Below are 23,130 nucleotides of genomic sequence, written 5' to 3' on the forward strand. Positions count from 1 at the left end.
GAATGTATAAATAATTATTAAGGATCTCAATAGGAGAACTATTACTTTTGGATAGTAGAAAAAATCTTTCTTATGCAAACTATTAGCTCTGGGAACAATGATCGTATATAATTCCGTCAAAATTAATCATAATTCTATATAGATAAGGCAAGTCACTTCTATCTTGTTAGGAAAAGAAATACTTTGGGGGAAGAAGATTAGATCTTTGCGATATTGATAAATTAGAAAACACGATTAATAAGGCAAAAGAGAATATGAATAGAACCCCACTGAGAAAACTAATAACATTCTATCTCTATCTGAAGAATATAGAGTAGAATTTATAGGAAAACCATTGCGTCTTTGCGTTAAAAACATGTAAGAGTTCTATTCTTGTAAAATGAAAAATTTTTATCAATATACAATAAAACTAAGAAGTAAATTAAAAATATTTTATTAGTTCATGGATAAATATTATTATTTTTTATGATATAAGTGAATATCCATAAACTAGTAATAATGGTACATAGTGTCGTCGCTAGGGTATTTATATTTCTATATTCACACCAGGGTGTATAAAACCTTTTCTTAACACCTTTTCACTATAGAGATTTTTATCAATTAATAAATTCATACCCTAATGACGATACTATGATAATGGTAAAATGCAAAAACAGATTAGAGATGCACTATTTATACTCCTAGGTTACAAAACCAGGTCTGTTAGCTTCCTGTATAAGAACCTTTCCATCAAAAAACAAGCATAGTCCACACTACTTATGAAAAACAAGGCTCTCTTTATCACTCGTTAACATTGAACGGTTTATTATAATACAGTCCAAGCAATAATCAACTTCTTACCCTTCAACTTTCCCTTGTGCTCCTCATAAAAACGCCTAATTATAGGATTAACCCTAATAGCAGTTAAAGCTGCAAGATAAAAAGCCCTCCTCAAAACAGCATAATCCCTCTTAGAAATACCTATAAGGAGAACTGATCACACTATAGTATTGTCAGTTATTACGAGTGACTGAGTGACTCTTATCGTTCAGTTAACAACCTTTTTATCTATTGATATTATCTAACTTGTTTGCTTTCTTGTTTTATGATATTATAAATGATAGTAAATAATGTTTGTCGTAAAAGTTATTAGAAGCTTTTCCTATTAATATATATTAAAATACCTATAACTATAATAACGATTACTATTAGGATTATAAATAGTGAAGCGGATAAGTTGTTATGAGTTTGTGTAGTAGTGTTATTGGAAGTTGTTGATATATGAATAGTTGATGATGAATTAAAAGTAATCAAGTATACATTTATTTGAATATTAGGCATTAGAGAAGAAGGATTGGTATATGTTGATGTATATGCTACGTAATAACACATTGGTGAAACTTCTGCTACCTTAACCCCTACTAAGCTAATTATATTAAGTAAATTAACATTAGAAATTTCTCCAAGATTATAATAAAATTTCAGTGAGCCATTAGTATTAAGGAAGAGTATATAATAATCACTTGACCTGTTTCCTAGTAATATCATAGAATTAGATATAAGTGATTGAGTAACCTCTAAACCTAGAGTGTAGGAATAAACTTCATTATATATAACAGTTATATTACTTCCTATACTAGCTTCTTCTGGGTTACTTACTAGAATGAAATTATTAGAGATAAAAACGTTAGTTAATGGTTGAGTATAGTTAAACGATATCGTCTTACCATCAGGAGTTGTTATAGTCTTTAGAACTGTTCTCTCTTTAAATGGTATCTTAGCTATAGTATATATTTTCCCATCGCTATATTTTTGAATAATTATATACTTTACTGGAGTATTAATAGTAGTTCCTTCATGCTGTAGTACGATTCCATAAAGATTATTTTGAACGTTTGCCAAACCTACAGTATTAGGGTAAATACGGAAGTTATATATTATATTACCATTATTGAGTGAGACTCCTAATAAACTTTCATTTACTATAGTATAGCTATTATCACTTTTTATTATTGTATAGTTAATGAGATATAGTGTATTTCCAATGATAGCATAGTTTGTAAGAGTACTAGAGAAAGATATATTGCCAAATAAAATCTCTGGATTATAGTAGCTTAGGTTATATATTTTTGACCAGAGTACTTTTCCACTAAGCGATAGTAAAGTAAGATTGTAGGGGATTATAAGATTTTGTGAAATAAAAGTGTCACTGACGTTATATGATAATACGAGAATTCCCTCTGGCAATTGAAGTGCGAAAAGAGGTAACTCGTCCTTAAAAACTATCTTTTCATTAGGAAGTAAGATTGTATAATTTGCGTGAGTGAAATTAGATGAATATTGAATAAGCGACAAGTAAGTTAAATTATATGAGGGTGGTTCGTTCGTTAGTATTAGACCGTTAAGTGTGTAGTAATTTTGAAACTGAAGACCTGAAAAGTTGTATATTATAGACTGAGGTCTCCCATTACTTGAACTTTCAACTATTACTATCAAATGGCCATTTAATATTGTGCTTATTATCCCCGAAACTGAGCTTACAGTTGAGGAATACATTTGATACTTCATTGAAGAGTTTATGAAATATACTATAAGCTCAGATTGTGCTTTTTGAAGTGATGAGAGATTAACGTATTCTAGAGTCAATACTAATCCGTGATCATAGGAAATTGCAGAAGTTATTTCAACTACTGGAAGCTGAAATTGTATGGATGATATTGGAGTAACTGAAGCATAATAAGTAGGAATTATTGTGCTAATAGTAACAAATAATATAATTAAAATAGCCAGATTATATATTCTTCTCATAATTATAGCTACTGTCCTATATTTAAAAAATTTTTTATAAGAAACTTTGCCACAACAGAGCTATAAAATATTAATATTTATTGACATTCAAATATTTTATCTAAAGCAGAATATTTTAAAAATCAATAATGTAAATAAAACTTTAACTTTATATGTTAAATCTTCCCATAATTAAGTATATCTTCTTTTTATCGTCCACATCAATTCTAACAGTTGCCATAGGCTTTGTTTTTATCGTTTCTCCGCCTTCTAACTCTATGTATATGTTTTTAACTTCTATATCTATGGCATTATAGCCTCTTTCTTTTAGTTTTTCACCTAATCTTATCATAATTTTATTCTTGATCTCACAATATTTATTATTTTCTCTGGATCTTGCACTTCAATACTAAAAGTTTTTCCATAAATAGTATATATTTCTAATGCCTTTCTTGAAATTATTTTTCTGGTAATAGGTGATACTACTAGACTTTTATATCTAATATCAACATCTTTTATCTCATTCCAGGGTAGAACAATATGCCTAAACTTCCTTATCTCAATTTTATCATCATAAATTATTATTTTTCCTTTATTAATAGCAATCACTGTCAATATTCCAAAGAATATTAAACAGAAGAATGAAATATCAAAAACATATTCTAATATTGTAAATAGAGGATTTGGAATATTTCTTATGGATAAAAAAACTGGAATCAAAATAAATAGTGCGGCACTTACTGAAAGATATAAAAAAGCTCTTTCATATTTAACACCAGTTTCGTATATCTTCAATTCATGTCACCTAATAAAAAGAGGTATTGGTAACATCAGTAATATGATAATTTAATCCTAACCTTTGTGCAACTAATGCAATCCCATTCTGAGTACCTATAACAAGATATTCTCCTCCTATTGAACCCCCGTATATATTGTTTGGTGGTGGATATAAGCCTGCCATAAATCCATAGTCTTCAGATATATTAATTGACTGTGCATAGTATAAGTTAGTATTCTTACCATTAACATAAAAGTTAAACAGAGCAGCAAAGTATGGATTATTTATTGCGAATTGATATTGAGACCCTGTATGTACTTCAATTCCCGCAGATGGTAAGACTGTATAAACTTTAGTAGATACTGAATTTATACTTAGATTTGCAGCACTAACGTTTGTCCATGGCCAAATTAAGCCTAAAAAGTAAGTAGCTATTATCTCTTGTGAAGACGAAAGATAATCTATAACTCCTTTATTAGTAATCCCAGCAATTTTATTTCCATTCAGTTCTATAATCCATCCATTATTATAATATACTGTTTCATTATATGGACCGTTAGTGCTTATGTTCATTCCTCCATATATAATATATATCACCGCATAGAACGGTGGATAATTATCTATAAACCATATGTTTAATACTGGAACTACACTCCCATTTGGTAACATCTCTACAGCATCTTGTATCCACATCCAATTAAACTGTAATTCTACTGGGGGAGGTATCCAGAACCCTGGGAAATATAAGCTGACATTTAGATACCCAGAAATATTTACCGGGATGTTCAACATATAGGCTATTGCACAGTTAGAAGCATTTATATTAAATCCTGAATGCCAAACTACTGTGTAAAGATTATAACCTGTTTGTGTTGAGTATCCTCCTACTGCCCAGTCGTAGTTTGTAAAATTCCCGTTAGTACTAGTAGATAAAATCTTGTTACCAAGTATAGGTAAAAGTAAAAATTCATCAAGCTTCGGCATGTTATTTCCAGTAGGCATAGTTGAGGTGATTGAATATACTGATGATAATATTAATAGATTAACTATTATTATTGTGCTAATTAAAGAGATCTTTGACATTTGTAAATTAGTAAGAAGAAGAAGTATTTAAAATTTTATGATCGTAGATTTATATAGGAGAAAGATTAATATAGACATAGTACCATTACCATTATTTGAATAGAATATATGTAGAAATAAAAAATATTATAATTTGTAACTGACTATGTTATACATAATCAAAAAGAGTATAAATACAATATTAAAAACGCTATAATATATGATAAAAGAAAGTATAATTATGAATATCTATATAAATATTACTGTACAACTTTACAGTGCATATCAAAATAATGATAACGGTATATTTTCAGCTTTTTATAGAGTAATATTTATATAGTTTGTTGAAATAGAGAAAAATGACCAAAAATGGCGGCAACAGAAGCAGTAGGTCTTGGTAATATACTACAACTTTTAGAGCAACTTTTAGATGCATTATTAGAACTCTTAATGGAGATAATAAACGCTCTAATAGGTGCACTATTAGGAGCACTTTAAAATCTGATCTAAGATATAATTATTTTTTTAGTTATTTTCTTGTTTCTTCTTATACTTATTACAAAAATTTATATGCAATCTATGATAATTTATAATATGGCAATTAGATGTATTTATTGTGGTTCAACAGATGTTATAAAATACGGTAAAACTAGGACTGGTAAACAATTGTATTATTGTAAATCATGTAATAAATATTGGGTTAAGGGAGGAATTTTCCACAGATATCCTAAGGAAGTTAAGGATATGATAGTTAGAATAATACTAGAAGGGAAGTCAGTTAAAGAAGTATCAAAGGAATTCAATATACCAGTAGCAACTATCTATAAGTGGCTAAAGGAGGTGAAAATTAATGAGAATAATTAAAAAGGGGCTTATATTTCTCTTTATACTCTTGATGGGTATATCCATTTGTATAACAGTTTCTTATTCACATGCTTATTACTTGGTTTATCAGGTAAATCTAACAATAAATTCATTCATTACAGAAAATTATAATGCTACCATTATATTATATCTGAAAAATTATTCCTCTACTGAGATAACATTCTCTGTAATAGGAATCGGGAATCTCTACTCTTTTGCTCAAAAAACTAATTTCAACATATCAAAGGTTATCTTAATGGAAGCCTATAACGGTACTTACATAAAACCTATAGGGTTAGGTGAAGGTTTCCCTATGCTTAATAGTACTGAACTAAAATCCTTGCGCTCTGAGAAATTTTTCGGTAACAATAACGGTACTTACTATAATGTGAGCAAAGAAGTAATAGATATAGAAGGCATAAAATATCAAACATACAGGATTTACGGAAATAGGGTCGGAGTGGGTGAGTCCGGATCTATATGTATATTTGTGAACCAGTCTAATGGTGTGGTAATTAAACTCGTGGAGAATGCTAGTAGTTTTTTGGGGTCAATATTCATTACAGTGACATTAGTAAAAGCTTCATTACCATCTTATCTATTGCAAAGTAATATAGTATCAACAACTACTGTAATAGCTTTTACAGAAACTTCTTCTATTAAAACTACATCTAACTTTACTTCTCATGAGTTCAATAATTTGTCTTCTAATATTCTAGTATTCATTGTATTTGTTATGATTGCTATAGTAATAATCCTTGTGATATTATTGAAGAAAAGTGAAATTAAATGACGTAAAGGCAAAAATTTGAGATACAATTTTTATAAGTTAACTCATAATATAAAAATAAGATGAGTATAGTCATAGAGCATGTGAGTAAATCTTATGGTAAAATTAAGGTATTGAAGGACATTAATATTCCAATAAAGGAACCTGGTTGTTACGCAATACTTGGTCCTAATGGTGCTGGGAAAACTACATTATTCAGGGTGATTTCTACTTTAGTAGTGCCAGATAATGGTACAGTAAAGATTAATGGCTATGATGTATTTAAGGAGCGTGAGAAGGCATTAAAAGATGTTGGTTTTTTGGTCAGTGTGCCAGAACCTCCTGATTTTCTCACCGTTAAAGAATTTATAACTTTTTCAGCACGTCTTAGAGGTAAAATATCGGATATAGAAAAGTTAAATAAAATGCTTGATCTTCCTTCTCTAAATCAGAGATGTGGTAAACTTTCAAAAGGTCAAAAAAGAAGAACATATTTAGCCGCATTGTTGGCACAAGACCCTAAAATTCTGGTACTTGATGAACCTACAGATGGATTAGATCCGGTAGAGATAATAAAGATAAAAGAGGTAATAAAAGAGATAAAAAGAGATAAGATAATCCTTTATTCTTCGCATATACTTTCAGAAGTATCTGATATTTGTGATTATGTGTACATTATGGATAAGGGAAAAATAATTTACAATGGTTCCATATATAATATAAAGAGAATGTTTAGACCTAAAAGTGTTAAGGTTGAATTTAACTATGAAATCCCTTTAGATGATATCAAACGAACTTTAGGAGCTTTAGTTACTGAGGTGAGACAAGAGGGTAAAATGACTTTTGAATTAGAATTTGATGGTACAGCAATAACTAGAAGGGAAATACTTAGAAGATTAGTGGATAGATACGAAGTAAGGAATTTTTATGATGTTGAGACTAATTTGGAAGAAGCATTTGTAAAAATTTTGAGAGTGTTCGGAGATGGGAGCGTTTAATAACATATATAAATACAATTTGCTTTTCTATATTAGAACTAAAAGGTTTTCAGTTATGTTGCCTTTGGCTCTAGTTGTATCACTTATTAATACCATGCTTATAGAGGCTGGAATAGTTCAAAAACCTACTTCCGTATACTTATTTACTGAAGCTAATTTAGCGTATTCTGAAATTCTTTTCATAATTCTCAGCTCAATGTTTGCAGGAGATCTTATCTCGAGGGACTTCTCTAAAGAGGGATTATACATGCTAACACAACCTATAAGTAGAGAAAAGATATTTTTAGCAAAGTATATTTCAGCGGTCACTATAACACTAATAGTAGTCTTAGTTTATATGCTTGGAGTTTTCGGAACTTCTATAGTCCTTTATAATTACTTAATTCCTAACTGGTACGAAATAGTGTATGTCTCCTTCTTAGCTGTATTATCATTATTATCTTTTGTGACACTTTTCAGTGCAATTGTAAAAAGTCCTACAATTTCAATAACAATTTCAATATTTATTTTGCTAATAATATTTCCTTTAATACAACAGATAATGGAAGACCTTCATAAGACTCCTTTCTTCGTCATAACTTATGCACTACAGATTATTTTAGCTCTAGCCCAACCAAATATAACACCGTTTATCTCATCACCATCTTTAAGTGAAAGTATTGAGATATTTGTAAGCTACCTAATATTTGGAGTTATAGTAAGTATGATAACTTATAAAAAAAGGCAGCTAAGTGACGTTTAAACATTAGATGAAGTTAAGACTAAGCTTATTAATACCTTAGTGCTAACTAGTATTTGATGACAATCGATATTTCAAAAATATTAGGAGCTAAGGGTATAAATGCCGAGAGCCTATCAGGTATTATGAAGATTACAATAGAGACTGATAAGGGAGAGAAAATTATACTGACTAATCCTAATGTATCTAAGGTATCATTTCTTGGCTTTGACATATTAGTGATCATAGAAGAAAGGAAAGATTAAAATAGGCAAAAAACATCTTTATACATTCTTTTTGCTTATGATTAAACTTATAATAATATAAAACTATAAAAGCATATGAGAAAGAGAAGTCAACTATTATTAGTAATATTTCTATTTCTTATCCCATCTCTATTACTTTCTACTTTTTCATTAGCCTATAATTCTTCACAAAGCTTTACTGCAACAGCTAAATGGGGATATAATGTAGTAGCAGCAGGAATGACAGAAGTACCCATAGAAATTACAGTAACCAATGATGGGCCAAATGCAGTAGGGAATGTAACTGTTTACGCAACTCCGTCATATCCATTCTGTGGTTATATAAACTCAGTTTTCGTATCTGACTGGCAACCTGGTCAGTCGATCACCTTAGTAGGCTACCTTAATATAAGTCCTTCAGCATCTTTAGGAGATTATAATATTCAAGTTTACGTTACACCACTAAATTACGCAAATTACGTTTACTATGAAACTACTGCTGAAGTTGCTATTAATGGCTATGTCAATATCTCTGTACAGTCTGCCCTAATATCTAACAATCACTTAAGCATTAATCTTATAAATACGGGTAATGTTGAAAGTGGACCAGTCTATATATATTTCTACAATACATCATTGGTGAGATTTTTTGAGAGTTACGAGATTTTGCCCTCAATTCAACCTGAACAATCAATACAGGTTACAGTTCCAATAGAATTAGATGCTCCTCCACAGCCAGGTGTATATATTATACCTATGAAATTAGTGTATATGAGGGGGATACATGAGATACAAACTCCCGTTATTATACCATCTAATACTTCCATAGTATTCTCATTAACGGGGAACTGGGTGGGAAAATATGCTACAATAAGTTTAATTTATTCCTCTCCTTATAACGTTAGTGCTGTAAGAATTATAGGACAATTACCTCTAGGCGTTACTAACTTCACTGGAGGTTCTGAAATCTACGTAACAGTACCACTAACTTCAGTATCTGGAATAGTTAAGTTTAATATTTACCTGGACTCCAATAGTTCTCCCTATCTAATTCCAGTAGAACTTGAGTGGTTCACAAATAAGGGCATAATAACACAGAAAGGATACTTAAGTCTATATATTTATAACCAGCCTAACATTGAAGTCGTTTCAATCGAGGGCATACTTTACGCTGGGTTAGAGGATAATATAACAATTACGGTTAAGAATATAGGAAATGCACCAGCCTATAACTTAACTGCTAGCGAGAATACAATACCCATAATTTCATCCACTACTTTACCATATCTAGCACCAGGAAAGGAGGGTAAAATAACTATTCTAGTATATACTCCATTTTCAGAAGAAGGAAAGAGTATTACAACAAACATCACAATATCTTATATGACATTACAAGGTATAGTAAATGTAACTTCAATCTCCGAAGCTTTTACAATATACCAACCAATAGTGCCTATTGTGGTTTCAGACCCCGGTTTAGATTTGATCGCTGGTATTGATAATACGATTAATTTAACATTCACTAACAACTTAGGCGAGACAATATATGACCTTGTAATTAACATAACCCCCTCTGAGGGAAGTGTGATAGGTAGTTCTCAAATTTATATTAAATCTTTACTCGTTGGAGAGAGTGCAAGTATTCCAATAATATTAAATATCCCTTCAACTGCTTCTAATACGTTAAGTATCACAGTTAGTATGTCCTATTTAACCCCCTCAGGAACTGAAAGTAGCTATACCACTACGTTAAGTTATCAAGTTGAGTCCTTAAAAGAAATCTCTCAAGAATTTGAGGTTAGTATATCTCCTTCAGTTGTAGAATATGGTAACCTCTCTTCAGTTCAAATAACTATATCGAGCTTCTTTAACTCACCCATACTAGATGCTGTCTTAGAAGTTTCATCTCCTAACGGATATGTATCACCTTCTATAGTTCCAATTCAAGAAATAAGTCCGTTTAGTACTGTTACTAAAGATGTAAATATAGAATTCGCACCTCCCTCTAACGGAAGTTCGCTTCTTGAACCAATTAACGTTACGCTTAGGTTCTATTATGAGGGTGCGTTTTTAAACTTCACTAGACAACTAAAAATACTTGCCATAGGCAAACCACTCCTATTAATATCTGGTCTCTCTTATGCTGTGGTTGAAGGAAATACCAGTGAGGTCACAACTAGTGTTAGCTTTCTTGTAGGCGATAGTGGATCAGCTAGTATATCTTCAGTTACAATAGTCCCGTTACCTCCATCTGGTATAACCCTTATTGAGCCTTCAGTTGTTGGCGTATCAGATCTAAAGCCCTCTGAAAGTCAGGCTGTATCATTCACTGTAGTAGGTAAGCCAGGAAACTATACGATTCCGCTCCACATTATATATACCACACCTTTGGGACAAGAGGTAACTGAGACATATAATATTCAAATTACTTTAACCCCCCCATCAACGTCTACAACAACCTCAATAGCCTCTCCAGTAGATATATTACTTCAGAATCCGTTATTCCCAGTAGTTATTGTCCTAATAATTATAATAATTTTGTTAGTGAGAAAGGTGGAGAAGAGGTGAAAGTTAAAGATTTATTCTGGATCGCTTTTCTAAGTTTTTTCAGTAACAAAGTAGTATCAATACTCATAATTTTGGTAGTGGCAATAGCTACTGGAGTCTCAGTAACTCTTGTTTCACAAACTCAAGGCCTCATAAATACTGTAGAACAAGATGTCTTGTATTTAGGTCCTAATACTGTACTTGTGGAGAATGCAGGAAATGTAAACATAATTAACGGTCACGAAATACAGCTCAACTCAACACTAATAAACTATTTCAGTAAAATACCCCACGTTAAGGAAGTATATCCAGTAGTATGCATAACTGGAAGCATGGACTTGTCTGGCTACAAGAGGAATATAACTATAATAGGGATTTCAAATTACAGTATTTTAGGAGACTACGATATAGTATACGGAAAGCTAGCTACATCAGCAAATGCTGGAATAATGCTTCCCTATACACTTTTTAAATCCTTTGACTTAGTTGGAAAGGAAGCAGAGCTAAACATCTCTGGACACATTATTAAACTCAGGATTACAGGAATAATAAATTACTCTACTATACAACTGCTAGATTTCACAATTTCTTCTAAAGATGTTATTATTCCACTCTCGATTTTGCAAGACTCTCTTGGCATTAGTCAGTACAAGTTAGTTGTAATTAAAGTAGATAACCCGGTTTATGACAACTTTGTTACATCATATATAAAGACCTTCTTGGGCCCAACAGTTATAGTTCAAGGTGTAGGATTTCAAGGAATATCAGTTGCAATTTATTATAGTAACTTACTTATAATATCTGCAGAACAATTAGCACAAGCATATCTTAAAAGTATAAATATTAATCAAGGACTTTCTCAATTTATCAGTATAATTGCAGATGTGATATCAGTAGCATCGATAACTTTAGTTCTAACACTCTCAACTTTTAGTCAAGTTAAAGATATTGGAATATTTAGGACTTTAGGAATGAAGAGAAAGGATATAGCAGTAGAGAAGCTTATAGAAGCACTCTATGGCGGATTAATAGGCTCACTTATAGGAACAAGTTTGAGCATCTTATTTGGGGGATATATTCATGTGTTTTCATCTGCCTTTAGTTACACGCCAATTTTTTCGTCAAAGGAATTGGTGGAGTTATTTTCTTTAGGAGTTATTACTGCATTACTTGGAAGTATATACCCTATTGTATGGATAATTAAGTTGACTCCAGTAGAAACCATAAGGAGGGGTGAGATGTGAAGTTCAGTGACATATTTGAACTGGCTATAACCGATATATCATCAAGGTGGATATACTCTCTTTTAATTATATTTATGCTCTTAATAGGAATAAGTAGCGCATTTATCGCAATATCTCAATCTCAAGGAATAGTAAGCAAAGAAGAACAGCTTTTTGAGTTCCTCCGTCCTAACCTTTTGATAGTTTATCCCAAATCCCCAATTTCAAACTCACAAGTAAGTGTGGCTAAGTCGATGAAATATGTAAGTCAAGTTTACCCTGTAATAAATCAAACTATAGAAGTGGAAGTTAATGCCCAGAACTACACTTTTTACTTGTTAGGTATTGATAACCTTAGTATAATCACATCCTACACTCTTGTAGCTGGAACCACATTTGACTATTCTGGTTTAGTAATACCTTCATCATCGTCTATTCATATATCACCTGGTACATTAGTTAAGGTATACGTAAACAAAGATGCCAAATATACCTATATAAGTGGGGTTATATCTTATTCTCATACAGTGTTTCAGAGGATAGGTGTTTCGTCCTCAACCCTCTTCCCTTCATATAATTGCCTTTTCACCTCACTTCAATATGCTGAGAAGCTCACTGGAGATAAAAACTACACTTTCTTAATAATACTGACTCAATCTCCTCTATATAATTCAAATGTTACTAGCGAAATACTTTCAGTGTTTCCTAATGCAACAGTTAAGTCTCTTGGTGTTTCCTCTACGGCTATAGCGAGACAATATGCATCTTTCACAGTATATTTAGTCTCCCTAAGTATAATAGCCATACTCACTTCTATAATAACTAACGGTAGTATAACTTCAATAAGTTTTAACAGAAGATTAAAAGAAATAGGAGTAATGATGGCTTTAGGAATGAAGAGGAGCCATATAGCATTACTTTATTTGCTTGAAAGTTTTATACTTGGGGCAGTAGGCGGTATTGCTGGTCTAATTGTGGGTTATTACATTACCGAAAATATAATGCTTACTAAAACTGTTACTTATACCCCAGTTTACTACCCGATTCAGTTAGTAGAGCTAGTTATTTTAAGTCTATTAGCCTCAAATATAGGTAGTATTTATCCTATATTTAGAGTATTTAAGTTAACACCCTCAGAGGTGATGAGATGAAACATGCTGTTCAGCTTATAGATGTAAGTAAAGTATATAAGTCTGGGAGTAATGAATGGGTTGCATTAAGAGACGTTAATTTAAATGTTGAAGAAGGAGAATTTATAGCCCTAGTGGGACCCTCAGGTTCTGGAAAGACTACAATGCTGAATATTATTGGTTTAATGGATTCTCCTACTGAAGGCCATGTAATTCTTGAGGGTAAGGATGTAACTTACTTAAGTGAGAAGGAGAAATCCGAGTTTAGGAATAAATATATTGGTTATGTCTTTCAGTCATATAACCTAATTTCCTTTTTAACAGTGTACCAGAATGTTGAACTGCCTTTAATTATTTCTGGGATATCAAAGAAGGAAAGAGAGAAGATCGTTGAGGAAGTTTTAAACTTAGTCCCTGGAATTTATGAGCTTAGGAATAAAAAACCAACGCAACTTTCTGGAGGACAACAACAGAGAGTTGCAATAGCTAGAGCTCTAGTAACTAAACCAAAGCTGATCCTTGCTGACGAACCTACTGCAAACTTAGATGTAAATACTGGAAAGGCTATAGTTGATCTATTTAAAAAGATAAAAGATGAGATGGGGATAACCATAGTTATGGCTACACATGATTTAGAGATGCTGAAAAATTGTGATAGAATAGTTTACATAAGAGATGGGAAAATTGAAAGAATTGAGGACAAGTTATAACCTAATGATTAGGCAGTAATATGTATCATGAAATCTTATTGAATTAGTTCATAGATTTTTTCTAAATTTAAAATTACTAAATAATTTAATAATTAAATATTTCAACTTAATCTATTATTATGATAATATTCACAAATTACAATAGTAGTAGTATGACAAGAGATGTTTGTTAGAAGTAGAAAAAGAATTTTTTGTTAATTCAATTTCATTATCTTTATTTCTGTATACTTATACTTTGGAGTTTTTGTAATTTCATCAAGTTCATCACATATGATATAATTAACTTTAGGATCATGCATATACATTATTGCAGTTCCTTTCTGAACATCTTTGGAAATCATTACCCTGAAATTCATTTTTCCACATTCAGAAGTTACTAAAACTTCCTCATTATCTCTTATTTTTAATTCTAGTGCATCTTCATTGCTAATATAGATTAAACTTTCATATTTTCCATATCCTGGTATTCTTCCAGTGATTACGTCGGTATTATATCTGGTCACATTTCTAACAGTAATTAATATTATTCCATTCTTAACTTCTGGCTGTTCTACGAAAATTAATTTCGCCTTATTTGTCTCTGTGTAAAACTTTTCATCATATAAATAAATCTCATGGTTAGGATATCTTGAGTTCGTAGAATAATCCATGATTTCATCTAAAGTTAAATTGGAGTACAAAGGAACAACTTTTTTTATCTCTTCGAAAATTTCCTTTGGATCTGAGCTAAAATTATAGCCTAATTCCTCTGCAAGTTTCTTTAATATTTCATAATCTGGCTTAGCCTCCCCTGGAGGATCTATAGTTTTAAATCTCCACTTGACTAATCTATCCAAATTAGTAACTGAACCCTCTTTCTCAGCCCATACTGCGGCTGGCAAAACATAATGTGCTAAACTAGCTGTCTCTGTCATAAATGCGTCAATTACTACCAATAGATCTAGGCTCTTTAATTTTCTTTCAACTTTTTCTCTATTTGGTAAACTGATTAAGGGATTAAATCCCATGAATATGATAGCCCTAATATTATTATCTCTTAATAATGCTTCAGTTACTGATAATCCAGGTTTAGTTGGTGGTAGAAAATTCCATATTTCTGCTAATTTTTTAGCGTTTTCTTCATCCATTGTACCGTTAGGAAATTTATCTGGCTTTAGAAGATCCCCTGAACCTTGAACATTAGTTTGTCCTCTAAATACTAAAAGTCCTCCGTTCTTTCCTATATTTCCAGTAAGTAATGCTAAGTTTATATAAGCTCTAACACCATTAACCCCTGAAGACTGAGTTAAACCAAGTCCCCATGAAAATATTACTCCTTTTTGGGCAATTAACTCAGCAAACTTTTTTATATTCTCTCTTCTTACTCCTGTTACCTTTTCAGCGTACTCTAACTCGTATTTTGACACTCCTTTAGCATATTCTTCAAAACCAATCACCCTTTCTTTAATGAACTTTTCATCGATTAACGAATTTTCAATTAAATAATTTCCTATTGCATTAAACAATGCTATATCTGTTCCTGGTCTTAATCTTAAATGAAGATCAGAAAATTTTGCTGTCCCAGTTACTCTAGGATCTATTACAATGAGTTTAGTACCGTTCTTTTTTGCCTCGGTCAAATACTGAGATAATACGGGGTGGCTTTCAGTAATAGATTCTCCCGTGATTACTACTACTTTCATTCTAGGGATCATTTCTACGGAAACTGATGAAGCCCCTATTCCAACCATTTCCTTTAATGCAGTTGCTGAAGGATCATGGCATACTCTAGCGCAAGAATCTATGTTATTAGTACCCATAGCTCTTGCTAATTTCTGCATTAAATAGTCTTCTTCTAAAGTGTTTTGACACCCACCATAAAATGCTATTGCGTCGCTACCATATTGCTGAATTATTTCCTTAAGTTTAGAAGCTATTTCTTTTATCGCTATTTCCCAACTTATTCTTATATGCTCTCCCTTAACTTTCTTCAAAGGGTAAGTCAATCTATCCCAAGCAAAAATAGGTTCATATGCCAGAGTTCCCTTTCCACATAAGTGTCCCCTACTTACAACATGTTCTTTAACTGGAGATAATCTTATAATAGTCGAACTCTCTACATATAATTCAACACCACATCCTACTCCACAAAATGGACAAATGCTCTTTACTGTTTCCATTATGTTACTATGCGTTCTTATAAATAAAAATTTGCGTTAAATAGTTCTTTAGAGTAAATATTTGATATATTGTAATTAATAATAATAGAATAAAAAATAATACTGAAGGGATATAATAGTTATTTTCTTAGAATTTAAAAATATGAATTATGTTTAATTTCGATTAGATACTCAATTTATGGAAAAAAGTATAGTTATAATCTTATGTTATCTTCTTACTAACATTAGCATTCGGCTAGCAATTGGCGAGACTATTAGAATACCTTAGAATCCATTAAGATATGTTACTTTACTTTTTATATAAAAGCTAGTATAAGACAGAATTTCATAGAATTAAATCATATAACAAATTAGTATATATAAGGGCACGTCTAAAGACAAGATAACCTATATAGGTTTTATTAGCCGGGGGGAGTAATACTCCTCGGCTGGGGAAACATGATCGAGGAAAGAACTGAAGCAAAGTCTTCGGTCAAGGGCGTGACAAACCCCTACCGTCGGACTGAACATTGTGGAAAAATCCACGAATATAGGCACTACATACTAACGTCTCTAACAAACTTGGGTTTGCAACCGTGGGAGGTGTGACAAAGAGGTAGGGGTAATTGGAATAGATGTATCAAAAGATTATCTAATTACAAGTAGGGGGAGGGAAAGAAAATACAAGAACAACTTGAAGGGTTACGAAGAAATCCTTGAGATGAAACCTTGCGCAATAGTCCTTGAACCTACGGGAGTATACGCAATAAGACCAAGCCAATACTTCAAGGAGAAGGGTGTAAAAGTACTACAAGTAAGTCCAAACGTATTATCAAGAGAAAAGGAGTTTAGAGGAAAGAAAACAGATTTTTATGACGCTGAAAAATTAGAAAACATGGCTGACAAGGCTAAAGAATATGAATACAACCCCTTGAAGGAGTTAGTAACACTCTACCTCTTCCTCAAGGACATGGAAGTAAAATACGAGAACAGGCTAAAGAGGACACTATTCCTAGTAAGTGACAACGACAAGATAAACAAGGAAAGGTTAGAAAAACTCGCAAATGGGGATTTTACACAAGAAGAGCTCTACAACCTAGAATACACACCAATAGTACTCGAAGAAATAAGAGTATTGGCAAAAACACTCTTGGAAACGCAAGAGAGGTTGAAAGAGGTTAGGAGGATGATTGAGGAGCAAGTTCCCGAGGATCACGTTTTGTTGACTATCCCGGGAATTGGGAGGCTTGCAGCTGGGATTATCATGGGGGTTGTTGGTGATATTAGGTGCTTTCCTAAGCCAGAATCTTTTGTTGCTTATTGTGGTTTAGACCCAATTGTTGAGAGGAGTGGTAGGGGTGTGATAAGTAGGGGGATTTCGAAGAGGGGTAATAAGTATTTGCGTAGTTTATTCTACTTCTTGGCAAAGATGAATTATTCTAGGAATCCAACGTTGTTGAAGTTTTATGAGTCTCATAAGGATAGGTTACGAGGTAAGAAGTTATATACTGCTTTGGCAAGGAAGTTGGCTAGGATTGTATGGAGTGTTTGGTATAATAATAAGCCTTATGAGCCTAAGTGATTAAAGGTCCCTCCCCCTTAATCGCCACGTGGGTCTAGATGGCCCACGTGGCAATCTTAGCTAACACTATTCTTGAAGTATGACCGAAAGATTTATTACTGAACGCCCTTGTGATTTATGACTTCAACAGTAAATTCTCAATTTACATTGTATTTAATTAAAAATTAGTGCCGCGGCCGGGATTTGAACCCGGGCCACGGGCTTGAGAGGCCCGCATACTTTCGGCGTATCGAGCTTGACCGGGCTATACTACCGCGGCGTTATTATATTAAAATTATAAGCATAAAAAGTTTAAGCTTAATTTCTCACGGATATTTTGCTTTACGTCCTATTATCCATGGTAAGACGAAGAAAATTAATGCAATTATCGTAAATAATATTCCAAATATAAATAGATAGGGTAATTGAGAAGGATTACCTGCTCCAAATACTATAGGTATGGGTCCTAAAAATACTACGCCAGCAAAGCCTCCATTTGTAGTTGTAGACACAGTAGTTGAGCTAATAGAAGCTAAAGTTAAAATGATTATACCTAGAAATATTAAACCTATTCCTGCATAGATTAGCTTCATATATAATATTATTATTTTGTTATCCTTTAACTTTTATTCGGATTAATTTCTTCTATATTTATTAAATGCTAGAAAAGTTTATATATACGTATAAGCATAAAGTTTATAAGGGGTTTTAAAAAGTTTCCCTCTTCTGGGTGGTTTTATGTCAGAAAGTAATAAATCTCAAGCTTCTGCTACTCCTTGTCCTCCAGATAAAATAGTTTTTGATGAGGAAAGAGGAGAGTATATTTGTACGGAAACTGGGGAAGTGATAGAAGAAAGGGCAATTGATCAGGGGCCCGAATGGAGGGCTTTCACTCCAGAAGAAAAAGAGAAAAGAAGTAGAGTTGGAGGTCCATTAAATCAGACTATACATGATATGGGTATATCCACTGTAATTGATTGGAAAGACAAAGACGCAATGGGTAGAACTTTAGATCCAAAGAGGAGATTAGAAGTATTAAGATGGAGAAAGTGGCAAATTAGAGCAAGAATACAATCTTCTATAGATAGAAACTTAGCACAAGCAATGAATGAGTTAGAGAGAATAGGAAACTTGCTTAATTTACCAAAGGCTGTAAAAGATGAGGCTGCTTTAATTTATAGAAAAGCTGTTGAGAAAGGATTAGTGAGAGGCAGAAGCATTGAAAGTGTTGTTGCAGCATCTATATATGCAGCTTGTAGAAGAATGAAGATGGCAAGGACATTAGATGAAATTGCTCAATTTACAAAGGCTAACAGAAAAGAAGTAGCTAGATGTTATAGATTAATTTTAAGAGAATTAGATATTAATGTCCCTGTCAGTGATCCAAAGGATTATGTTACTAGAATTGGTAGTTTGTTAGGCTTAAGCGGTTCTACAATGAAGATGGCAATAGATATTATTGAGAAAGCTAAAGAGTCTGGTCTAACGGCTGGAAAAGATCCTGCTGGTCTGGCGGCTGCTGCAATTTATATAGCGGCCTTACTTAATGATGAAAGAAGAACACAGAAAGAGATTGCACAGATTGCAGGTGTTACAGAAGTAACTGTTAGAAATAGATATAAGGAATTAACACAAGAGTTAAAAATTCAAATTCCAAACCAATAAAATTTTAACTTTTTTCTTAGTTTAACTCTTTTTATTTTCTTTCTTTTTATTCTATTATTATGATGTTAGATTCTGGGTAACCCATTTTCATAAGAAGTTCTTTTACTCTTTCTCTGTGATCTCCTTGTAATTCTATTTTTCCATTTTTAACTGTTCCGCCTGCAGCAAGCTTTGATTTGAGTTCTGAGGCTATTTTCTTTAATTCTACATCAGAACCAGAAAGGCCTTCTATTATTGTTACTTCTTTTCCATATCTTCTTTTTTCTACTTTTATTTTTATGAATTGTTCTTCTTTATTTAATTGTTCACAAATTTCGGGTGGTAGACCTCCACACAGATTATCAGACATTCTCAAAGATTTTTATTGTATTTGGGATTTTTCAACTTTTCTGTTAACAGTTAGGTTTTTAATTATGAGGTTTTTATTATCTCTTATGGCAAAATATAGGTGTGGTAACTGTTGGAGAGAATTTGATGACGAACAATTAAGAGCTCTTCCAGGTGTGAGATGTCCTTATTGCGGCTATAAAATAATCTATATGGTAAGAAAACCTACAGTGAAGGTTGTTAAAGCGATCTAGCCTTATAAATCTGGGCAGATGTTTCTAAGATTATTCTGGCTCCTAATACTGAGGTTATTCCAGATGGATCATGAGGTGGTGAAACTTCTACTACATCAAAGCCTACAACTCTTTTATCTATTATAAGCGATATAATATCTAGTACTGTAGTTGGGTCTAATCCTTCAGGCTCTGGAGTAGCTACACCTGGAGCATAGGCAGGGTCTATCCCATCCATATCATATGTTACATAGATTTTTTCACAATCTCTGAAATTGTTAACAATTTTCTTTGCAGTCTCTCTTACTCCTAATAATCTTATTTGGTGCGGTGTAAGGTAAGCTATTCCATTTTTATTTGCGTAATCTAATTCTTCTTTAGAGATAGCTCTTGTGCCTATTTCCATTATTTTAACTCCTTGTTCTGATATTCGTCTCATAACACAGGCGTGGTCGTATTTATAACCCATATATTCATCTCTAAGATCTAGATGTGCGTCAATACTAAGTACACAGTCTGCTTTAATTCCTTTTACAGTTCCTACAGTGACAGAATGTTCTCCACCTATACCTATTATTATTTTTCCTTTTTCGGCAAAATAACTAGTTACGTCAGATATTCTTCTTATATTTTCTTCTACATCAGACGGATGCATTACTACATCTCCTACATCATTAAATCCTACTTCTCCCATATCTATTCCAGTTCTTATAGAATAAAACTCAATAAATTGTGCATACTCTCTTATGGTAGATGGTGCAAATCTGGAACCGGGTCTGAAACTACTTGTTATATCTAATGGTAGACCAATTACAACAAATGGAGATGTTGGTTTATTAAATCCGGCAAATAATCTACTATTTTCATTTAAGTATAATAACCTGCTATCTGACATGAGAGTAGAAATTTTTAATCTTGTTTATATGCTTATCTCGTATGAGTGAGAAGTTAATTGAGTTGGCGAAAAGAAGAGGAATATTTTGGCCTTCATATGAAATTTACGGTGGTGTTGCAGGACTTTATGATATTGGTCCTATTGGTGTTAAAATAAAAAATAAGATTATTGAGTTATGGAGAAGATATTTTATCTATGATAATTCTGAGTTTGTAGTAGAAATAGAGACACCAATGATAACGCCTTATAAAGTATTAGAAGCTAGTGGTCATGTGGAAAACTTTACAGATCCAATTGTTGAATGTACAAAATGTCATAAAATTTATAGAGCTGATCATCTTATTGAAGAATTGGCTAAAATAAATGTTGAGGGTCTTTCGCCATCAGAATTAGATAGAATAATTAGAGAAAAAGGGCTAAAATGTCCTGCTTGTGGTGGTGAATTGGGTGAGGTAAGATTATTTAATTTGCTTTTTACTACAAATATCGGTCCATATGCTGGTAATCAAGGATTTTTAAGACCAGAAACAGCACAAGGAATGTTTACCTCATTTAAGAGAGTTTTTGAGGCATTTAGGCAAAAGTTGCCTTTAGGCATTGCACAAGTAGGTAGGGTCGCTAGGAATGAAATTTCTCCTAGGCAAGGTCTAATAAGAATGAGAGAATTTACCATAATGGAAGTAGAATTTTTCTTTGACCCAGAAAGTAATGTAAATCCACCTCTTGAAAAATTCGGCAATATGAAGCTTAATATCTTAAGGGGAGAAGACAAACTTAAGAATGAAAAACCGAAAGAATATAGTATTGAAGAACTTCTAAATGAGAAGATAGTATTGAATCCTTGGATGTTATATTGGATGGCTACTGCTGCTAAATTTGTCACCGCATTAGGTATGAAATCATATTATTTTGAAGAAAAATTACCTCATGAAAGAGCGCACTATTCTAAGCAAACTTTTGATCAAATTGTTGTTATAGGAGACGAAAAAGTTGAAATCTCCGGGCACGCATATAGAACTGATTACGATTTAAGTAGACATATGAAGTATAGTGGACAAGATATGACTGTTTTCAAAAAATATGATAAGCCAAAAACTATAAAGAGAAAGATAGTTGTAATTAATAAAGATTCTCTAAATAAGGAAGATAAAGAATTTGTAAAGAATTTTATGAGTTTTATATCTTCTAAGAAACCAGAAGAAATAGAGGAACTTATTAAGGCAAATGAGAAAGTAAATGGCAAAAACATATCTAGTTATGTAAAAATATTAGAGAAGGAAGAGAAAGTTAACGGTGAAAAAATCGTACCTCATGTAGTTGAGCCCTCTTTTGGTGTTGAGAGATGTTTATATCTAACTCTATTAAATGCTTATAAGGAGAAAGAAGGAAGGATAGTGTTATCATTACCTAAATATTTAGCTCCTTATGATGTTGCTGTATTTCCACTTTTAGAAAGGGAGGAGCTTATTAACAAGGCTAAAGAAGTATATAATCTCGTTAGAGAAAGATTTGATACAATTTTTGATGATTCTGGTAGTATAGGAAAAAGATATGCTAGAGCTGATGAAATTGGTGTTCCTTATTCTATAACGATTGATCCACAGACTTTAGTTGATAATTCTGTAACTATTAGAGACAGGGATACTTGGCAGCAAATAAGAGTTAATATTAACGATATTGTCTCGGTATTAGAAAGGTTGTTTAAGGGTGAAGAGTTTAATAAGGTAGGTAAAGTAATTAATAATGAAAATGAGTAAGGATGAAAAAGAAGAGGAAAAGAAGGTTGATGTAAAATCGTTAGTAAATATTATACCTCCTGCATCTTCTTTAAAGAAGAGTAAAGCTCCGCCTAAAGAAAAGAGAGTGAAAATGAAAAAGAGACCAGATGTAGATCAAGGCATTATTTTAATTTCAAGTAAATTAGCCACAGAACTAGGAATAAGTGATGAGGCAGAGGTATCCATAAAGGGAAAAAGAGCTAAGTTTAAGGTTATTATTCAAGATGGATTGCCAGATACAGAAATTTATGGAAATGATGCAGACATGATAAAATTAGGTCTTGAGGATAACAGTACAGTGAGCGTGAGGGCTTCTAAATGAATGAAAGTGATATAGAGATAGGTAGAGTTTTACTTCAATTTGACCAGGTTATTGAAGAACATAACTCTTATCTCGAGGAACTAGAAAATTTAATAGAATTACCTAATGCTGAGACGGATAGAATTTATAGAATTTTAAAAAGAATGAGAAGAACTAGAAAGGAAATATTAAGTGGTATATCAAATATAGTCAAGCATATAGCTAGTTCCAATGATAAAAAAATAAAAGAGGAGGCATTGGGTATTATGAATTATTTTTATGTTGTTGGAATTAAAGATGAGGAAAACGCTTTAAGAAAAGTTATGGAAATAGACTTGTCATTTAAAGAGGATGTAGAAAAAGATATTGAAATACTGGAAAAGATAAGGTCATTAGTGATGCAATTTATTTATTAACCATGA

At 32.3% G+C, this 23,130-nt stretch carries 23 protein-coding genes, 1 tRNA gene and 2 pseudogenes; 16 read left to right on the forward strand and 10 right to left on the reverse strand.

Going from position 1 to position 23,130, the window contains the following annotated elements:
* Positions 1-780 precede the first annotated feature (780 nt).
* The 5 genes and pseudogenes from D1869_RS01350 to D1869_RS01370 form a co-directional block, all read right to left on the reverse strand.
* Positions 781-976: pseudogene (locus D1869_RS01350) on the reverse strand (transposase); the annotation flags it as partial.
* Positions 977-1,128: 152 nt separating this feature from the next.
* Entirely contained in the window at positions 1,129-2,787 is a 1,659-nt protein-coding gene (locus tag D1869_RS01355; protein ID WP_156013598.1) for a hypothetical protein, read from the reverse strand.
* A gap of 148 nt (positions 2,788-2,935) precedes the next feature.
* Complete coding sequence (locus tag D1869_RS01360) at positions 2,936-3,118, reverse strand: hypothetical protein (RefSeq protein ID WP_156013599.1); 183 nt, start codon at positions 3,116-3,118, stop codon at positions 2,936-2,938.
* Positions 3,115-3,561, reverse strand: a complete 447-nt coding sequence (locus tag D1869_RS01365) for a hypothetical protein (RefSeq protein WP_156013600.1) — start codon at positions 3,559-3,561, stop codon at positions 3,115-3,117. The genes D1869_RS01360 and D1869_RS01365 overlap by 4 nt, the downstream gene beginning before the upstream one ends.
* Before the next feature lie 10 nt (positions 3,562-3,571).
* Positions 3,572-4,627, reverse strand: coding sequence for a hypothetical protein (locus D1869_RS01370; RefSeq protein ID WP_156013601.1), 1,056 nt, complete (start codon positions 4,625-4,627; stop codon positions 3,572-3,574).
* Positions 4,628-4,975: 348 nt separating this feature from the next.
* On the opposite strand from D1869_RS01370, the gene D1869_RS15610 reads away from it, so the two are divergent.
* From D1869_RS15610 to D1869_RS01415, 10 genes are all read left to right on the forward strand, one after another.
* Positions 4,976-5,104, forward strand: coding sequence for a hypothetical protein (locus D1869_RS15610; RefSeq protein WP_260311073.1), 129 nt, complete (start codon positions 4,976-4,978; stop codon positions 5,102-5,104).
* 96 nt (positions 5,105-5,200) lie between these two features.
* Positions 5,201-5,470, forward strand: a complete 270-nt coding sequence (locus D1869_RS01375) for an IS1/IS1595 family N-terminal zinc-binding domain-containing protein (RefSeq protein ID WP_184650959.1) — start codon at positions 5,201-5,203, stop codon at positions 5,468-5,470.
* Positions 5,457-6,263 (forward strand): hypothetical protein, encoded by an 807-nt coding sequence (locus D1869_RS01380; RefSeq protein WP_156013603.1) that lies wholly within the window; start codon positions 5,457-5,459, stop codon positions 6,261-6,263. The genes D1869_RS01375 and D1869_RS01380 overlap by 14 nt, the downstream gene beginning before the upstream one ends.
* Before the next feature lie 59 nt (positions 6,264-6,322).
* Entirely contained in the window at positions 6,323-7,237 is a 915-nt protein-coding gene (locus tag D1869_RS01385) for an ABC transporter ATP-binding protein (protein ID WP_156013604.1), read from the forward strand.
* Positions 7,238-7,292: 55 nt separating this feature from the next.
* A complete protein-coding gene (locus tag D1869_RS01390; RefSeq protein WP_184650958.1) occupies positions 7,293-7,979 on the forward strand; it encodes an ABC-2 family transporter permease in 687 nt (228 codons plus the stop codon).
* Between the two features lie 56 nt (positions 7,980-8,035).
* Complete coding sequence (locus D1869_RS01395) at positions 8,036-8,221, forward strand: NAC domain-containing protein (RefSeq protein ID WP_156013606.1); 186 nt, start codon at positions 8,036-8,038, stop codon at positions 8,219-8,221.
* Positions 8,222-8,296: 75 nt separating this feature from the next.
* Positions 8,297-10,768 (forward strand): COG1361 family protein, encoded by a 2,472-nt coding sequence (locus D1869_RS01400; protein WP_156013607.1) that lies wholly within the window; start codon positions 8,297-8,299, stop codon positions 10,766-10,768.
* A complete protein-coding gene (locus tag D1869_RS01405; RefSeq protein WP_156013608.1) occupies positions 10,765-11,991 on the forward strand; it encodes an ABC transporter permease in 1,227 nt (408 codons plus the stop codon). The genes D1869_RS01400 and D1869_RS01405 overlap by 4 nt, the downstream gene beginning before the upstream one ends.
* Positions 11,988-13,121, forward strand: a complete 1,134-nt coding sequence (locus D1869_RS01410; protein WP_156013609.1) for an ABC transporter permease — start codon at positions 11,988-11,990, stop codon at positions 13,119-13,121. Before D1869_RS01405 ends, D1869_RS01410 begins: the two co-directional genes overlap by 4 nt.
* Positions 13,118-13,810 (forward strand): ABC transporter ATP-binding protein, encoded by a 693-nt coding sequence (locus D1869_RS01415; protein ID WP_156013610.1) that lies wholly within the window; start codon positions 13,118-13,120, stop codon positions 13,808-13,810. Before D1869_RS01410 ends, D1869_RS01415 begins: the two co-directional genes overlap by 4 nt.
* A gap of 194 nt (positions 13,811-14,004) precedes the next feature.
* Here the strand turns inward: D1869_RS01415 and fdhF are convergent, their stop codons facing one another.
* Positions 14,005-15,969: a formate dehydrogenase subunit alpha gene (gene fdhF / locus D1869_RS01420; protein WP_156013611.1), complete on the reverse strand. Its 1,965-nt coding sequence runs from the start codon at positions 15,967-15,969 to the stop codon at positions 14,005-14,007.
* A 438-nt stretch (positions 15,970-16,407) separates the two neighbouring features.
* Between fdhF and D1869_RS01425 the strand changes: the two are divergent.
* A pseudogene (locus D1869_RS01425) lies at positions 16,408-17,530 on the forward strand (IS110 family RNA-guided transposase).
* 168 nt (positions 17,531-17,698) lie between these two features.
* Here D1869_RS01425 and D1869_RS01430 read toward each other — a convergent pair.
* Positions 17,699-17,789 (reverse strand) — tRNA-Glu (locus D1869_RS01430).
* A gap of 46 nt (positions 17,790-17,835) precedes the next feature.
* Positions 17,836-18,102, reverse strand: coding sequence for a TIGR00304 family membrane protein (locus D1869_RS01435; protein WP_010978311.1), 267 nt, complete (start codon positions 18,100-18,102; stop codon positions 17,836-17,838).
* A gap of 145 nt (positions 18,103-18,247) precedes the next feature.
* On the opposite strand from D1869_RS01435, the gene D1869_RS01440 reads away from it, so the two are divergent.
* A complete protein-coding gene (locus tag D1869_RS01440; protein ID WP_010978312.1) occupies positions 18,248-19,174 on the forward strand; it encodes a transcription initiation factor IIB in 927 nt (308 codons plus the stop codon).
* A gap of 46 nt (positions 19,175-19,220) precedes the next feature.
* On the opposite strand, the gene yciH is transcribed toward D1869_RS01440, so the two are convergent.
* Complete coding sequence (yciH, locus tag D1869_RS01445) at positions 19,221-19,523, reverse strand: stress response translation initiation inhibitor YciH (protein WP_010978313.1); 303 nt, start codon at positions 19,521-19,523, stop codon at positions 19,221-19,223.
* A gap of 85 nt (positions 19,524-19,608) precedes the next feature.
* Here yciH and D1869_RS01450 point away from each other — a divergent pair, with 85 nt between their 5' ends.
* Positions 19,609-19,755, forward strand: a complete 147-nt coding sequence (locus D1869_RS01450; RefSeq protein ID WP_010978314.1) for a DNA-directed RNA polymerase subunit P — start codon at positions 19,609-19,611, stop codon at positions 19,753-19,755.
* Here the strand turns inward: D1869_RS01450 and speB are convergent.
* Positions 19,742-20,629 (reverse strand): agmatinase, encoded by an 888-nt coding sequence (gene speB / locus D1869_RS01455; protein ID WP_156013612.1) that lies wholly within the window; start codon positions 20,627-20,629, stop codon positions 19,742-19,744. The two genes, D1869_RS01450 and speB, sit on opposite strands and share 14 nt — an antisense overlap.
* Positions 20,630-20,670: 41 nt before the next feature.
* On the opposite strand from speB, the gene glyS reads away from it, so the two are divergent.
* Genes glyS through D1869_RS01470 form a run of 3 tightly spaced genes read left to right on the forward strand, consistent with a single transcriptional unit; the run spans position 20,671 to position 23,124 of the window.
* Positions 20,671-22,386 (forward strand): glycine--tRNA ligase, encoded by a 1,716-nt coding sequence (gene glyS, locus D1869_RS01460; protein ID WP_156013613.1) that lies wholly within the window; start codon positions 20,671-20,673, stop codon positions 22,384-22,386.
* The gene (locus tag D1869_RS01465; protein ID WP_184650952.1) at positions 22,373-22,729 is read left to right on the forward strand and encodes a hypothetical protein; all 357 of its coding nucleotides are present in this window, start codon (positions 22,373-22,375) and stop codon (positions 22,727-22,729) included. The genes glyS and D1869_RS01465 overlap by 14 nt, the downstream gene beginning before the upstream one ends.
* Positions 22,726-23,124 carry a hypothetical protein gene (locus tag D1869_RS01470; RefSeq protein WP_156013614.1) on the forward strand — a complete coding sequence of 133 codons (399 nt, stop codon included), beginning with the start codon at positions 22,726-22,728 and terminating at the stop codon, positions 23,122-23,124. Before D1869_RS01465 ends, D1869_RS01470 begins: the two co-directional genes overlap by 4 nt.
* Positions 23,125-23,130: the final 6 nt, after the last annotated feature.

Source organism: Sulfurisphaera ohwakuensis, assembly GCF_009729055.1.
Lineage (GTDB): Archaea > Thermoproteota > Thermoprotei_A > Sulfolobales > Sulfolobaceae > Sulfurisphaera > Sulfurisphaera ohwakuensis.

Excerpts from the sequence above, each read along its gene's own strand:
- D1869_RS01355 (WP_156013598.1), bottom strand. The coding sequence starts at position 2,787 with ATGAGAAGAATATATAATCTGGCTATTTTAATTATATTATTTGTTACT.
- D1869_RS01360 (WP_156013599.1), bottom strand. The coding sequence starts at position 3,118 with ATGATAAGATTAGGTGAAAAACTAAAAGAAAGAGGCTATAATGCCATA.
- D1869_RS01370 (WP_156013601.1), bottom strand. The coding sequence starts at position 4,627 with ATGTCAAAGATCTCTTTAATTAGCACAATAATAATAGTTAATCTATTA.
- D1869_RS15610 (WP_260311073.1), top strand. The coding sequence starts at position 4,976 with ATGGCGGCAACAGAAGCAGTAGGTCTTGGTAATATACTACAACTTTTA.
- D1869_RS01375 (WP_184650959.1), top strand. The coding sequence starts at position 5,201 with ATGGCAATTAGATGTATTTATTGTGGTTCAACAGATGTTATAAAATAC.
- D1869_RS01380 (WP_156013603.1), top strand. The coding sequence starts at position 5,457 with ATGAGAATAATTAAAAAGGGGCTTATATTTCTCTTTATACTCTTGATG.
- D1869_RS01385 (WP_156013604.1), top strand. The coding sequence starts at position 6,323 with ATGAGTATAGTCATAGAGCATGTGAGTAAATCTTATGGTAAAATTAAG.
- D1869_RS01390 (WP_184650958.1), top strand. The coding sequence starts at position 7,293 with ATGTTGCCTTTGGCTCTAGTTGTATCACTTATTAATACCATGCTTATA.
- D1869_RS01395 (WP_156013606.1), top strand. The coding sequence starts at position 8,036 with ATGACAATCGATATTTCAAAAATATTAGGAGCTAAGGGTATAAATGCC.
- D1869_RS01400 (WP_156013607.1), top strand. The coding sequence starts at position 8,297 with ATGAGAAAGAGAAGTCAACTATTATTAGTAATATTTCTATTTCTTATC.
- D1869_RS01415 (WP_156013610.1), top strand. The coding sequence starts at position 13,118 with ATGAAACATGCTGTTCAGCTTATAGATGTAAGTAAAGTATATAAGTCT.
- fdhF (WP_156013611.1), bottom strand. The coding sequence starts at position 15,969 with ATGGAAACAGTAAAGAGCATTTGTCCATTTTGTGGAGTAGGATGTGGT.
- D1869_RS01435 (WP_010978311.1), bottom strand. The coding sequence starts at position 18,102 with ATGAAGCTAATCTATGCAGGAATAGGTTTAATATTTCTAGGTATAATC.
- D1869_RS01440 (WP_010978312.1), top strand. The coding sequence starts at position 18,248 with ATGTCAGAAAGTAATAAATCTCAAGCTTCTGCTACTCCTTGTCCTCCA.
- yciH (WP_010978313.1), bottom strand. The coding sequence starts at position 19,523 with ATGTCTGATAATCTGTGTGGAGGTCTACCACCCGAAATTTGTGAACAA.
- D1869_RS01450 (WP_010978314.1), top strand. The coding sequence starts at position 19,609 with ATGGCAAAATATAGGTGTGGTAACTGTTGGAGAGAATTTGATGACGAA.
- speB (WP_156013612.1), bottom strand. The coding sequence starts at position 20,629 with ATGTCAGATAGCAGGTTATTATACTTAAATGAAAATAGTAGATTATTT.
- glyS (WP_156013613.1), top strand. The coding sequence starts at position 20,671 with ATGAGTGAGAAGTTAATTGAGTTGGCGAAAAGAAGAGGAATATTTTGG.
- D1869_RS01465 (WP_184650952.1), top strand. The coding sequence starts at position 22,373 with ATGAAAATGAGTAAGGATGAAAAAGAAGAGGAAAAGAAGGTTGATGTA.
- D1869_RS01470 (WP_156013614.1), top strand. The coding sequence starts at position 22,726 with ATGAATGAAAGTGATATAGAGATAGGTAGAGTTTTACTTCAATTTGAC.